Origin of the sequence: Flavisolibacter ginsenosidimutans (assembly GCF_007970805.1) — a bacterium.
Taxonomy (GTDB): domain Bacteria; phylum Bacteroidota; class Bacteroidia; order Chitinophagales; family Chitinophagaceae; genus Flavisolibacter; species Flavisolibacter ginsenosidimutans.
Map to the genome: position 1 here is coordinate 1,054,452 of NZ_CP042433.1, position 13,982 is coordinate 1,068,433.

General features: G+C 44.9%; 7 protein-coding genes. 3 read left to right on the top strand and 4 right to left on the bottom strand.

Annotated features, from left to right (window positions below; genetic code table 11):
- Positions 1-278 precede the first annotated feature (278 nt).
- Positions 279-1,052, bottom strand: a complete 774-nt coding sequence (locus tag FSB75_RS04390) for a universal stress protein (RefSeq protein ID WP_146783340.1) — start codon at positions 1,050-1,052, stop codon at positions 279-281.
- A 186-nt stretch (positions 1,053-1,238) separates the two neighbouring features.
- On the opposite strand from FSB75_RS04390, the gene smc reads away from it, so the two are divergent.
- On the top strand, positions 1,239-4,781 hold the full coding sequence (gene smc, locus FSB75_RS04395; RefSeq protein WP_146783343.1) for a chromosome segregation protein SMC: 3,543 nt from the start codon (positions 1,239-1,241) through the stop codon (positions 4,779-4,781).
- A 648-nt stretch (positions 4,782-5,429) separates the two neighbouring features.
- Here the strand turns inward: smc and FSB75_RS04400 are convergent.
- Together FSB75_RS04400 and FSB75_RS04405 are read right to left on the bottom strand one after the other, a co-directional pair.
- Positions 5,430-6,350 carry a GNAT family N-acetyltransferase gene (locus tag FSB75_RS04400; protein WP_172623060.1) on the bottom strand — a complete coding sequence of 307 codons (921 nt, stop codon included), beginning with the start codon at positions 6,348-6,350 and terminating at the stop codon, positions 5,430-5,432.
- Positions 6,350-9,199 (bottom strand): M1 family metallopeptidase, encoded by a 2,850-nt coding sequence (locus FSB75_RS04405; RefSeq protein WP_146783349.1) that lies wholly within the window; start codon positions 9,197-9,199, stop codon positions 6,350-6,352. Before FSB75_RS04405 ends, FSB75_RS04400 begins: the two co-directional genes overlap by 1 nt.
- A 189-nt stretch (positions 9,200-9,388) precedes the next feature.
- On the opposite strand from FSB75_RS04405, the gene FSB75_RS04410 reads away from it, so the two are divergent.
- On the top strand, positions 9,389-10,528 hold the full coding sequence (locus FSB75_RS04410) for a hypothetical protein (protein WP_146783352.1): 1,140 nt from the start codon (positions 9,389-9,391) through the stop codon (positions 10,526-10,528).
- Between the two features lie 142 nt (positions 10,529-10,670).
- Here FSB75_RS04410 and FSB75_RS04415 read toward each other — a convergent pair whose 3' ends face one another.
- Entirely contained in the window at positions 10,671-11,588 is a 918-nt protein-coding gene (locus tag FSB75_RS04415; protein ID WP_146783356.1) for a S66 peptidase family protein, read from the bottom strand.
- Positions 11,589-11,793: 205 nt separating this feature from the next.
- On the opposite strand from FSB75_RS04415, the gene metG reads away from it, so the two are divergent.
- Positions 11,794-13,920 carry a methionine--tRNA ligase gene (gene metG / locus FSB75_RS04420; protein WP_146783359.1) on the top strand — a complete coding sequence of 709 codons (2,127 nt, stop codon included), beginning with the start codon at positions 11,794-11,796 and terminating at the stop codon, positions 13,918-13,920.
- Positions 13,921-13,982 lie beyond the last annotated feature (62 nt).

The window sequence follows — 13,982 nt, forward strand, 5'->3', positions numbered from 1 at the left end:
TGTTTTCACGATTGCTTGCTAACAAAAGTCCCGCGATTTCTGCGGGACTTTTTATTTGTGGTTTGCAATGCACAAGATTCTACTTGCTTAATAATTAGGCTTTTGCTTGGCAGTACCTTTTGCCTGATTTGTGAGCTTTTGTACTGCCGATTTATGCATAATTGCCGCGCTTAAAGCACCTTGAAGAGAAACGTTGAATAGCGTCAAAGCGTTAAGTCAAAGGTTGACGCTGGGCTGGCTAGCGAGAGACAAATACGGAAGGAATTAAATGCAGAAGGTTACTCGTGCGCTGCCAATACCGGTACGGCATTTTTGTACACCAGCTTTTGCGTATTGGTGCCTTTGATCAGCGTACTTAAATAACTGTGCTTTCGGGGAAAGGTTAATACAAGATCAACCTCTTTATCACTTATGAATTGATCAAGACTTTCGGCAAAGTTGTTAGTGGTAATAAAATGAAATTCGGGATGATAGTCGTTGAACATTTCCGCCAGTTGGTTGCGTTGATCCTGTAATTCGTCGTTCAACGTAACGTAAATTTTGGGGTTTACGTGTACAATGTGCAATTGCGGGCGAAAGATGTCCAGCACTTTCTTCACCTTGTTTAGCGGAATGGTTTTGTCCACGTCTTTAAAGTCCGACGCAAGAGCCACTGTTTTTACGTCGTTGTAAAAATAGCCGTAAGGAATTACCATTACCGGGCAGGAACCCTGCGCCATCATCTGCAAGGAATAACTGTCTTCAAAAAATTTCACCCGGTCGCTTACCGACATAACAACAAGACTTGCATCTTCCTTGTTAATCAGCCGCGTTAAATAATAAACAAGGCCATTGCCTTTTTCGGCAAGGCAACGGATTTTGACGATGCTGCTTCCCAGCAGGGCGTCTTTGATTTTTTGCAAATTTTCAATCACGTCTTTTTCCTCGCTCTCATTAAGATATAAATGATACAGAACGAGGTCAGCGCCGTAAATGCCGGTGAGCATTTTGGACGCAAAAGAAGCGGCGTTGATGGACTGTGCGGAGAAGTCAACCGGTACAATGACGGTCATGATTTTAGGTTTTGTTTCAACTGCAAAACTTTGTTATTTAAAAGAAGCGTTTTATGAAAAGCCTCAAGCCCTGTGCTGATTTGCATCAGTCTTGAACGTTTAACCGGCCGGAACCGGCTTCGGCTAAAACCGCGGCAACTCTATCCCGCAACCGTTATATTTGCTCCCTTCAAAAACAAAAACACCTTGCGATTAAAATCTTTGGAGATAAAAGGCTTTAAAAGTTTTGCCGACAAAACACAGGTGAATTTCGACGAGAACATCACCGGCATTGTGGGCCCGAACGGTTGCGGCAAAAGCAACATCGTGGACAGCATTCGCTGGGTGATTGGCGAACAGAAAATTTCGCACTTGCGTTCCGAAAATTTAGAAAGTCTGGTGTTCAACGGCTCCAAAACCCGCAGTGCCAGCGGTTTGGCCGAAGTGAGTCTGACCTTTGAAAACACGCGGAACCTTTTGCCCACGGAATTCAACACCGTGACCATTACCCGCAAGTTTTATAAAAACGGTGAAAGCGAATACCGCCTCAACGACGTGCAATGCCGCCTGAAGGACATACAGAATTTGTTTATGGATACCGGCGTTTCCACCGACAGTTACGCCATCATTGAATTGGGCATGGTGGACGATCTGATTAAAGACAAGGACAACAGCCGCCGCCGCATGTTGGAACAAGCCGCGGGCATCTCCATTTACAAAACAAGAAAGAAAGAGGCAAAGCAAAAACTTGATGCCACCGAACAAGATTTAGCCCGCATCGAAGACTTGCTTTTTGAAATCAACAACCAATTAAAATCCTTAGAGAACCAGGCGAAAAAAGCGCAGAAATATTACGAGATAAAAAAAGAATACCGCGAAGTCAGCATTGAATTGGCAAAGGCGGCACTCGAAGGCTTTAATCTCACGTACAAAGAACTGAACGAAAAGCACGAAGAAGAAACCGACAAGCGCATTGCTCTGGAAGCAGAGATTGCTACCGAAGAAGCATCCCTTGAAGGCGAACGGGTTGGTTTCATTGAAAAGGAACAGGAACTTCACACCTTGCAACAATCGTTTAACGACCTCGTGCAAAACCTTCGTACGAAAGAAAACGAAAAAAATCTTGCTACCCAACGTTTACAATACCTGCGCGAACGCGAAGAAAATCTCTCAGCCTTTCTGAACAAGGCCGAAGGCCAAATCACCGGTCTTGAGGAAAGCATTTCGTTCACACAGAAGCAAATCACTGACGAAAGTGAAGTGTTGCAAAACCTCGCGAAGCAACTGGAGGAATTCCGGTCCCAGGTGGACGCGAAACGAAGCGTGGTGGACGAAAGACGCACAGTGCTGAACAACCTCCGCACCTCGCATCAGCAAGTGCAGCGCAGCCAGTTTGACGCGGAAAAAAAAGTGGCGGTGGCCGATACGTCCATTCAAAACCTGCAACGCACCATCTGGCATTTGGAAGAAGACAAGGCGAACAGAGAAGACCAGATTGCAAGCCTGCAAACGGCCAAAGAAGAAAAGGCAGAAAGCCTCGCATCCAAACAAACCGATTTGGAGCAATTGCAACAGCACCACAACAATACCAAAGAGCAGATTTTGCAAACGCAGTCAGTATTGGAAAGATTGCGTTCCGAACTGGCAGTCGAAACAAGGAAACTTGACGCGAAAAAGAACGAACACGATCTTTTAAAAAGCCTCATTGATTCAATGGAAGGCTATCCGGAAAGCGTGAAGTTTTTGCACAACAATAAAAACTGGAACCACACGGCGCCCATTCTCTCCGACATCATTTACGTGAAGGAAGAATACCGTGCGGCGCTTGAAAACGTGCTGGAACCTTACCTGAATTATTACGTAGTGAACAACCTGCTGGAAGGTTTGCAGGCGGTTCATTTGTTGGACGAAGCAAAAAAAGGCAAGGCTAACTTTTTCCTGTTGGACAAAGTGCAGAACCAGGATTCGCGGGAAGAAACGGATTTATCAGGAAACGGTCACACGCCTGAAGGGACAATTCCTGCAATGAATGTGATTGAAGTAGAAGACGCCTATCGTCCGTTGGCCGAAAAACTCTTGGGCAATGTTTTCATTGCTGATGACGAAGCGGCTTTGGAAAGCAGCAACGGCGCGGTGGTTTTGGAACGCCACGGCAAATACGTAAAAGGACAATACACGTTGAAAGGCGGAAGCGTCGGACTGTTTGAAGGAAAGAAAATTGGCCGCGCAAAGAATCTTGAAAAACTTCGCGGCGACATTGCGGCGCAGCAAATAATTGTGGACGATTTGTCTGCGCAAATTCAGGCACGCCACAACGAAGTGATTGCTTTTAATGCCGATTTGAAAGAAGCGGCCATCAAGCAAACCGAAAGAGAAATTCAACAGGCCAATAATGAATTGTACGGCTTGCAAAACAAGCTCGAAAACCTGCAACATTCGCAGGCCACCGCGCAAAACCGCATCGAAGAATTAGGTGAGCAATTGGAAAACACAACGCTTTCCATTCAGAACGTTCGAACCGAATTGACGGACTTGAACGAATCACTAGCACAGTTTGCAGCGGATTTGCAAGGTGCTGAAGAAGGCTACCGCGCTGTAGAACTTGAGTACAACGAAGTCAATGCGCAGTACAACAATTTGAACCTGCAGCTTACCCGCGAACAAAGCAAGATCAATTCACTGAAACAGGAACTTCAGTTCAAGAGCAATCAATTGAACGATCTGCGTGTGCAAGTGGAAACAAACACCGCGCAGTTAAAGCAAACGGCCGAAAACATTTTGCAATCGGAAGAAGATTTGTCAGCCGTTGAAGAAGGATTGCACGAACTGATGCGCCGCCGTCAAAACGAAGAACAAACGTTGAACGAAGCCGATCAAGCTTATTATAACCTTCGCAACCAACTCAGTGCAAAAGAAAGCGAGTTGCGGCACAAGGTGAAAGAAAAGGAAAACATCGAGCATTTGCTTGCCGCCATCAAAGACAAGCTGAATGATTTAAAACTTCAATTGGCGGGCACGAAAGAACGCCTGAACGTAGAATTTAAAATTGCCATCGAAGACATTCTCGACGAAGCACGAACCTCGGAAACAGCGCTAGAAGATTTGCAGGAGAAGGCCGACAAAATGAAGAAGCGTTTGGAGAATTTTGGCGAAGTGAATCCCACGGCCATCGAAGCCTTTGAAGAAATGCGCAAGCGTTACGAATTCATCGTGGAGCAAAAGAACGATCTCGTGGACGCGAAGCAAAGCCTGATGCAAACCATTGCCGAAGTGGAAAGCACGGCCAACCAAAAATTTCTCGATACGTTTAACCAGGTGCGGGAAAACTTCATCCGTGTTTTTAAAACCTTGTTCACCGACGACGATCAGTGCGACCTTGTTTTGGAAAATCCAGACAATTTACCCGAAACCGGCATTGACATCATGGCAAAGCCAAAAGGAAAGCGGCCAAGTTCTATCACGCAGTTGAGTGGTGGCGAAAGAACCTTAACAGCCACTGCCCTGCTCTTTGCCATTTATCTCATCAAGCCTGCGCCGTTTTGTATTTTGGATGAAGTGGATGCGCCGCTCGACGACGCCAACGTAAGCAAGTTCACCAACATGATCCGCGAGTTTTCGAACAACTCGCAGTTCATCATCGTTACGCACAACAAAACCACCATGAGCGCTGTGGACGTGATTTACGGTGTTACCATGCAGGAACCCGGCGTAAGCCGCTTGGTGCCGGTGGATTTCCGGAGCTTGAATTAAAACCCTGTCCCTAAAGGGAACTTAGGTCGCATAAACTTTTTGATTAAAGAAAGCCGTTAAGGTTGTCCTTTTCTTTTGTGTATTCATCCGCATTGCTACTATTGAACTTTTGTTGCGTCGCACGCTTGTAGGTTCCGTTAGTCTATTCGGCAACGGACACAAGCTCTAATTAGAACTGCCGCACGAATTTTTCGATCGCTCCATCCGCAGCAATACTGCCTGTGTACAAGACGAGTGTATCGCTCTTGATGTCTAAACCAGTTCGGAATGTTGTGTTGTTGTCGAAAATTATAAAGCAAGGTGCTTCATAACCTTGAACTTCAGATTTGATTAAGGAGTACGTTCCGCTTTTTACCAACCTGTTGCTGTCGTAACGTTCATACGTCGAAGTCGAAAATTTCCAAACATTTCCATTGCCCGGAGCATAATCGGGTTTGAAACCGGGCGGAGGAAAACTGCTGTAAACCTTCCTCAATTCCCAATTGCCGCGAAGTCGAAAATCTAAGACAGACACAACGTTCTTCCGGCACGCCTGCAAAAAAAAGATGACGGGAAACACAGCGGACAACAATACTATTTTTTTCATGGAACGAAGTTTCTTGCCCTGACAATTAAAACACAGCAAGCGTTGCAAGTTCAACGAATTTTTTAATAAGCATCTTGCTTCACCAGCCTTACCCACCACGGCAAACGGTTCAATTTTATGGCTGCGTATTTTTCTTCCTTCGCACCAAACGAGCTGTAAAAAAACTGCAGGTTGCGGACGTCGCTGCCCTCAAAATCGAGCAACAAATCTTGTCCCGCATGGTCTTTAATGAAAGCATCTATCAAGGCATGAGAAGCGCCGAGTGTGCGGCCGTTCGGATGATTGCCTACAAGGATATAATAAGCCCTGTTGTTTGAGAAAAGAAAAACGGCTGAAGCAAGGAGTTCGTCCTTTTGCGAAACCACGCCGTACGTTTTCGCCATGCCTTTTTCATCCAAGAGTGCAAACAAATTTTTGAAGTTTTCAAGACCCTTCTCCGTAGCCTTTTGCGCCTGGAGTTTCGCCAGCGCAATAATTTCGTCAATCAAAACATCCGTCTTAACACAACAACCATAACGCAAACTTTTTTTGACATTACGGCGAACGTTCTCGCGGTATGCTTTGTACAAATCCTCATACGTTTTATTTAGCGAGAGGACGTAATTGCTCCGTTCGTAAAGCGGGTAGCCTTTTACCGCAAAAAGGTTTTGCTGGTTGAAAGAAATATCCCAGAACTCAAATTTTTTCGGAACGGCATTTAAAAAATCTTCAAAAATATCTACGCTCAATTCCTTACTGAACACGCCCAACTGCGCCGTTAAAAAAGGATAATACAAATAGGTAATGCCCCATTTTTTTCGCCAGGGCAAAGGCATGACCGCTTCGTAATCACCAAGCACCAGCGCATCCCAGTTATCCGTCATCGCATCAAGGTAGAAACTGTACGCATAAATCAATCCGTTGACTGAAGACGCAATACAGGCGTTCCATTTTTCATCGTTCACGTCGCGGCGCTGCAGGTATGTAATCTTTAACGCCTGCATCAAAATTCCAGTTCGCGGTTAAGTTTTTTCAAATCCTTATTGAAGAAATTAATGCTGAAGGAAATTGTTTTCAAGAAACGGTTGTTGGGAATGGTGGACTTGAAATAATCGCGGTAAACGTTGCTGTAAAAAAGCGGAACGTAAATATTTACCGTTTCGTAAAAGAGCGGTATCTGCAAACCGAAGTCAAACAAAAAACGGTCGGCATCAGCATTCTTGTTCCAGGCTTCGGCGTAGGTGCCAACATCGGCAAAAACCCGCAACGGAATTTTCACCGGAAGCACCGAAAGCGGGTTAATTTTTTGCGGAACCGTGCTCACAAAATTCGCGGTCATCAGCCAATCGTCGGTTTTGCCAACCTTGCTTGCCAGCAAATCCGTGCGCACTTTAAAGGCGCCGTCACGAATCATGATTTGTTGATTGGACAAACCGTCGAACTTGTTGCGGCCGATAAAATAATCGCTGTAGGTATAATCTTCGTAACCTTTCGGTCCGGTCATGTTTAAATAATAACGGTCGTTTGCAAACTGCTTTTGAATTGTTTTCTCGCCTAGATAAAAAAACTTGCCGGCAAAAAAGCGAACGTTCAGTCCTCCGCTTTTGGCGTAATTGAAAAAATAATTTGCGGTCAGCATTGTGCGAACGAAATCTTTGGCTTGCTCCGCCTGCAACGCTACATCAAACGGATAAAGAGCGCGGAGGTCCCGGTAAACAAACTGCAATTGGTTCAGATACCGGTTTGTCCAGGGTGTGCTGTAGTTAAATTTCACAACCGTATCGGTTGGCCTTTTAATGCTATCAACAGCGATGTGCAGGTTTTGTTCGTTGATCAGAAATGTTTTCCATTGAAGATGTTTTGTCACCGTGCTTCTCGGGTCTTTTTCTTTGAACGTAAAACGAAGGCCTGGAACCAACTTTACAAAACGCATTTTGTATTTGTTGTTGTCTTCGTCCTTGAATTCATCCATTGAAAACGAAGAGGCATTCAAAAAAATATCCGTCTTACGAACAAATCCATCGGAACGAACGGCATAATTCAGTTTGCCCAAACCTACAAGGTTGTTGCTGCCTGTCGCATACATCGGTATCGCAAGAAAATTTAACGCAACCGTTGGTGAACCATAATTTGTTGCCAAGCCTCCGATCATCAATTTATCAAAAACATTAAAGCCTAAGGACGGCGAAACGATGATTGAGTTTTTTGTAGGATTGAGCGTATAATTTTTTATGGCGTTTTTCTTCAACGGAAAAATAACCGTTGTTCCTTTTAAATTGTTGTTTGAAAGAACGCCTTTTGTCTTTAACTGTGCAAACAGGTTTTCCGTCTCAGCGGCACCCAATTTATCCGCTACAATTTTTTTGAAATCTTCGGGTTGCGGATGCTTAAACTTCCACAGCGAAAAGTATTGATGCATCATCTCGCGGAAAGTATCCCTACCCAATTTTTCTTCCAAACTTTTCATCCACTCCGCCGTTTTGTGATAAGCCACCAGGCCGTAATTGTACTCACTGAATTTTTCGGAAGGCGTTTCAATGGGTTGATCAGTTTTGTTGGTGGCCTTTGCTTGAAAAGCCAGTTCCATCAGCTTCGGTTGCTTGCCGTATTTCTGTTCAATGTATTTGTCTTCGTAAAAAGAATTGATGCCTTCGTCCATCCACGGATGATCTCTTTCGTTCGTGGCAAGCAAACCGTAAAACCAGTTGTGGCCTAACTCGTGTGCAATCACATCGTCAAGCGCCTGCGCGGAAGAAGATGGAGAAATAACGGTGATGGTGGGATACTCCATACCGCCGCCAAAACTTTGCGGGCCTTGCACCACAGAAGCAACGTTGTAAGGGTATTCGCCCACTTCCGCTGAATAAAAACGCAAGGCTTCTTTTGCGTACTGCACACTGTTCTTCCAAATATTTTTTTGCGAAGGCGTGTAATAAGAAGACACATTTAAAGTTCGGCCGGCAGTTAAGTTCAATGTGTCGCTGTTGACAATAAAATTCTTGTCCGCAAACAGGGCAAAATCGTGTACAACGTTTGTTTGTTTAAAGTGAAGTGTTTTTGTTTCTTGCCCCGATATTTTTTTTGCAACCGTGATTGCCGGTTTCGACGTTATTACTCTTCTTTTATTAACCGGTGTTTTGCTTTTTGCTATTTCTGGTATTGAATAATTCGCACGGTTTTTCAGCCATTCTTTTTCTTCAGCGTCTTGCAATTCGCCGGTGGCCGCCACCACGTAATCTTTTGGCAGCGTGACGCGGACATCATAGCCGCCAAACTCGCTGTAAAATTCTCCCTGGTCTAAGTAAGGCATCGGGTGCCAGCCGGCCTTGTCGTACACAGCGGGTTTGGGATACCATTGCGTGATTTGAAAGCTCTCACCATCATAACCGCCGCGTGAAAAATTAAACGGAAGCTTTACGTGAAAAGGCGTGGTAACGTTGATTTGCCCACCGGGAAGCAAGGGCGTGGAAAGAAGCACTTTGATGACATCAATGTATTGCGGATGATCTTCGGTTGTTGCGGTTGTTCCGTCTATTTTAAAATCGAGGCGGTTGATGTAGCCTCGTTGTTCTTTATTGGAAAAATAAAACCGGGTATTGCCGTTTTGTAGCAGTTGATCGCTGAAAGCCGTTCGATCGTTTTTATAAGCATTGGGCCAGAGATGAAACCAGATAAAGTGAAGCGTGTCGGGCGAATGATTGGTGTAAAGAATGCTTTCAAAACCATCAAGCGTTTTTTCTTTGTCGTTCAGCGAAACGTCAATGGTGTAATCGGCTTGCTGCTGCCAGTACGATTGAGAACGAGCAATGGTCAACAAGCAATTGGCAAGGAGAAAAATGAAGATTTTTTTCACCGGGCAAAAATAATGTCTCAATTCAGCACTTGTCAAACAACTTGAAAAAGTACGAACGGCAGGACTACGTTTGGCTAAGCGCCTTATTTTTGGCGAGCATTGCAACGGTGCTTGTTAAGGACTCCTCAAATAACGTTTTGATTGTAACCTTTGGGCGGTCTTTTGCTTTTAATGAATAAACCACAAACCATGACTAAACTTTACGCACTTCTTTTTGCATCCGCTTTCTTTTTTTCTGCCTGTAAAACCGCAAGCAAATCGTACGACAAAGGAGATTACGACGAAGCCGTTGAACTAAGTGTAAAAAAGCTTCAAAAAAATTCTTCCGATGCTGAAAGCAAAGACATCCTGAAAAGCGCTTACGTCTTTGCGGTGAACCGGCATGAAGATGCCATACGCAATCTTTCCACAAGCAACAACGACAACCGTTACGAAGCCATCCTGAACGAATACAACGAGCTTCAGGATTTGTACAATGCTGTTCAACAATCGCCGGCGGCAGCGGCTTTGGTTAATGCCCGCAATTACAGCGACTACGTGCAAACCTATCGCGACAAAGCTGCCGACGTGCATTTGGCCGCTGCTGAAAGATGGATGAGCGAAGGCACCAAACAAGCCGCCCGCAACGGTTATTACGAATTTGTCCGTGCCTTACGCTTTCGCGATAACGCCGTTATCCGTGCCAAACGCGACGAAGCTTACAATGCCGCCGTGATAAAAATTTTAATTGTTCCCATTCAAAACTATCGTGGCTACAATTACAGCAGCAGTTACCAGTTGCAGCAATTTCAGAACGAAGTGATGCGCACACTTGCGTTCAACATGAACGACAATTTTGTAAAGTTTTATTCCGAATGGGACATGCAAGGCGCCCGGATTGAACCCGACCAAATTTTGGAGATGAACCTGGGCCGCATTCGCATCGGGCAGCCTTACGATCAAAGCAGCCGCCGCGAAGTATCGAAACAAGTTGTGGTGAAAGAAATTGTTTACAAAAAAGATTCCGTTGTGAAGGAATACGGAACTGTAAGAGCGACGATCACTTCTACCAAACGCTTGCTGGTATCGGAAGGTGATTTGTACCTTTTTCTGCGCGACCCAAGCGGAAGAATTTTGTGGACAGATCGCTTTACCGGCGAACACCGTTGGCAAACCGAGTTCGCCACCTACACCGGCGACGAAAGAGCCTTGAGCGAAAGCGACAAAGCTTTGCTGAACAAAAACAAACATTACGATCCGCCTCGTGAAGAAGAGATTATGGCGGAACTGTACCGGCAAATTCAAACCGATTTGTCGAACCGCTTGCGGAATTATTTCAGCCGGTTTTAGTCCGCCTGAACCGTGACTTGACGAGATTTTGAGGATTAGGAGGAAATAAAAACAATCTTATAAAGCAAGAGTCGTTCGGTGATGAACGACTCTTTTATTTCCAGCAAATTCTTTTCATCCACCCAAATCACGGTTCAGACAATCACGGTTCAGACACTTCCTTCAAGACCGTTTTATCGCTGCCAGTCTCAAGGCTGTAATTCACACCTATTTTCAGTGCATAATTTTCTTTTGCATGACTTACCGGAAAATCAAAACAAACGGGATAATCAAATTCTTTGACGTGATCGTAAATAATTTCATGGACGTTTTTTCCGAACGGACGTTCCGTGTCTTTGCTGTCGGTGAAACCGCCGATGATGAGGCCTGCAAGCTTGTCGAATTTGCCCGCACGTTTTAATTGCACCAACATGCGATCAATATTGTAGAGATATTCACCAACGTCTTCTAAAAAAAGAATTCTGTGCTTTGTTTTAAGGTCCGAATCAGTCCCAATTAAATGGGCCAGCAAACTCAGGTTCCCTCCTATTAATTCAGCTTCAACCAAACCAGCCTTGTTAAATTCGTGACTAGCGGTTTCATACGTTGCGGGTTCACCTTCCAAAGCTTGTCTTAATGATTGAACAAATGGATTGTTCGCTTCGCCCTCGTTGAAAGCCGCAGCCATGGGTGCGTGCAGCGAAGCAATTTTATAATTGGTATAAAGATGCGAATGCAGCACGGTAACGTCGCTGAAGCCAATGATCCATTTCGGGTGTTTGCGGAATTTTTTAAAATCCAGGTCATCAATTATGCGGCTGGTTCCGTAGCCGCCGCGGGCACAAAGAATGGCGTCAATTTTTTTATTGTCCAGCATTTGCTGCAAGTCTTGTAAGCGTTCTTCATCGGTGCCGGAAAAATAATTTGTTGAGTTGCTGTGCGTCGTTGTGCCCATCTCAACGTTGTAGCCCCAGGCATCAAGGGTTTCAATGCAAGTCTGCATTTTTTCAACGGGCATAAAACCTGCTGGCGCAACAATGCCGATAGTATCGCCTTTCTTTAAGTACGAGGGAATAATCATACGCAAAAATTGACGCACAAATTAGGTCTTGTTGCAGCATTTCAAAAGTGGTTGGATGCTTTACGGTATTTTTGAGCCGCAGATTAACAAGATCAATAAAAGATTTCTTTGAATGGTTCTTCACCGTTCTACTGGCTTTCTGTAACAAGAATAACGGGTGAACAAGAAGAATTAGAAAGTAGAAATTAAAAACCAGAAAATTTCAATGACTCCAAAGCGATATTTAATTACTGCGGCTTTGCCGTATGCAAACGGATTAAAACACATTGGACACCTTGCCGGCGCTTATCTTCCAGCCGATATTTACGTTCGCTATTTACGGGCACAAGGCCGCGACGTGGTTTTTGTTTGCGGCAGCGACGAACACGGCACGGCTATTCCCATTCAGGCCATGAAAGAAGGCACAACCTCGCAAGCCATCATTGACAAATACCACGGCATCATCAAAGAAAATTTTGACGATCTCTCTATTTCGTTCGACATCTACGACCGGACTTCCAACCCGATTCATCACGAAACAGCACAAGAGTTTTTTACGTACCTGAACGATCGAGATGATCTGGAAATAAAAGAAAGCGAACAATACTACGACGAAGAAGCGCAAACCTTTTTGGCTGATCGCTACATTAAAGGCACTTGTCCCAATTGCGGTTTTGAAAACGCTTACGGCGATCAGTGCGAACGCTGCGGAACGTCACTCAGTCCCGATGAACTAATAAACCCGGTGAGCACATTAAGCGGAAAGCCGCCAGTGAAAAAAGCAACGAGGCATTGGTACCTGCCCTTAAATAAACACGAAGACTGGTTGCGAAACTGGATCTTGAACCAGCATCAAAACGACTGGAAAGCAAACGTGTTGGGTCAGTGCAAAAGCTGGATTGACGCGGGTTTGCAGCCACGAGCCGTAACGAGAGACCTGGATTGGGGTGTGAAAGTTCCCCTGCCCGATGCCGAAGGAAAAGTGCTTTACGTATGGTTTGATGCGCCTATTGGTTACATCAGCGCTACAAAACAATGGGCTTTGAACACGGGCAATGATTGGAAGCCGTACTGGCTGGACAAAGAAACGAAGCTGGTTCACTTTATCGGCAAAGACAATATTGTTTTTCATTGCATCATTTTCCCCGTAATGCTGAAGCTGCACGAATACATTCTCCCCGACAACGTGCCCGCCAACGAATTCATGAACCTTGAAGGCGACAAGATGAGCACCAGCCGCAACTGGAAATTGGAGATGCAAGACTATATTGATGATTTTATAAAAAAAGAGAACGGCGGTCCGCAAATGGCCGATGCCTTGCGTTATTATTTAACCACCATTCTGCCCGAAACCAAAGACAGCGAGTTTACCTGGAAAGGATTTCAGGATGCGGTAAACGGTGAATTAGTTGCGGTGTTTGCCAATTTCTTTAACCGCACGTTTGTGCTCATGCACAAGCTGACGTACGGCAAGGTGCCGAAGTTTCACAACGACATTGCCGATGCGAAGGACAAAGAGTTAATTTCCGAAATCCAAAATTCAAAAGTCCGGATTGAGCGTTTGCTCGAAGAGTACAAGTTTCGCGATGCCTTGTTTGAAGTGATTGACCTGGCCCGCAAAGGCAACAAATACATGCAGGAAAAAGAACCGTGGATTAAGGCAAAGCAGATTTATGGCGAAGGCGCTATTATTGAAGAAGCGCAGGTGCAAATTGATAACTGCCTTCATCTGTGCTTGCAGCTTTGCGCCAACCTTGCCATTTTCATCAATCCATTTTTGCCCAACACGGCAAAAAAAATGTGTCATTTAATGAAGGTGGTGGACAAGATGCTAGCCTGGGAAAATGCGGGCACGTTAAAACTATTAAGCGTCGGTTATTCGCTTCGTCCGCCGCAATTGTTGTTCCGAAAGATTGAAGACGCAGAAGTGCAATACCAAGTTGACAAATTAAGAACAATGAGCAATCAGCAAGAGGCAAACAAAAACGAAACATCTTCCGATCAATCCCAAATCGCAAATCTCAAATCAGAAATTGTTTACGACGATTTTGACAAGCTTGACCTGCGCATTGGCACCATTCTCTCCGCGGAAAAAGTGCAAAAGGCCGATAAGCTTTTAAAGCTCGAAGTGGACCTTGGTTTTGAAAAACGAACCATCGTTTCGGGCATTGCACAACATTTTTCGCCGGAAGAATTGCTGAACAAGCAAGTCATTGTTGTGGCCAATCTTGCTCCACGCAAAATGCGCGGCATCGAAAGTCAAGGCATGATTTTAACGGCGGAAGAGCCCAACGGAAAATTAATCCTGGTAAACCCGAACAACGTGGCACAAAACGGTTCCAACGTAAAATAAATGCTTTCGAGTTTTTGTGCTTCACGGTTACGTTGCCGCAAATGAAGTTGACTCATAGCTGT

What these genes read in the sequence shown, in the direction of transcription:
- FSB75_RS04390 (WP_146783340.1), bottom strand. Translation starts at nt 1,052, where the DNA reads ATGACCGTCATTGTACCGGTTGACTTCTCCGCACAGTCCATCAACGCC.
- FSB75_RS04400 (WP_172623060.1), bottom strand. Translation starts at nt 6,350, where the DNA reads ATGCAGGCGTTAAAGATTACATACCTGCAGCGCCGCGACGTGAACGAT.
- FSB75_RS04410 (WP_146783352.1), top strand. Translation starts at nt 9,389, where the DNA reads ATGACTAAACTTTACGCACTTCTTTTTGCATCCGCTTTCTTTTTTTCT.
- FSB75_RS04415 (WP_146783356.1), bottom strand. Translation starts at nt 11,588, where the DNA reads ATGATTATTCCCTCGTACTTAAAGAAAGGCGATACTATCGGCATTGTT.
- metG (WP_146783359.1), top strand. Translation starts at nt 11,794, where the DNA reads ATGACTCCAAAGCGATATTTAATTACTGCGGCTTTGCCGTATGCAAAC.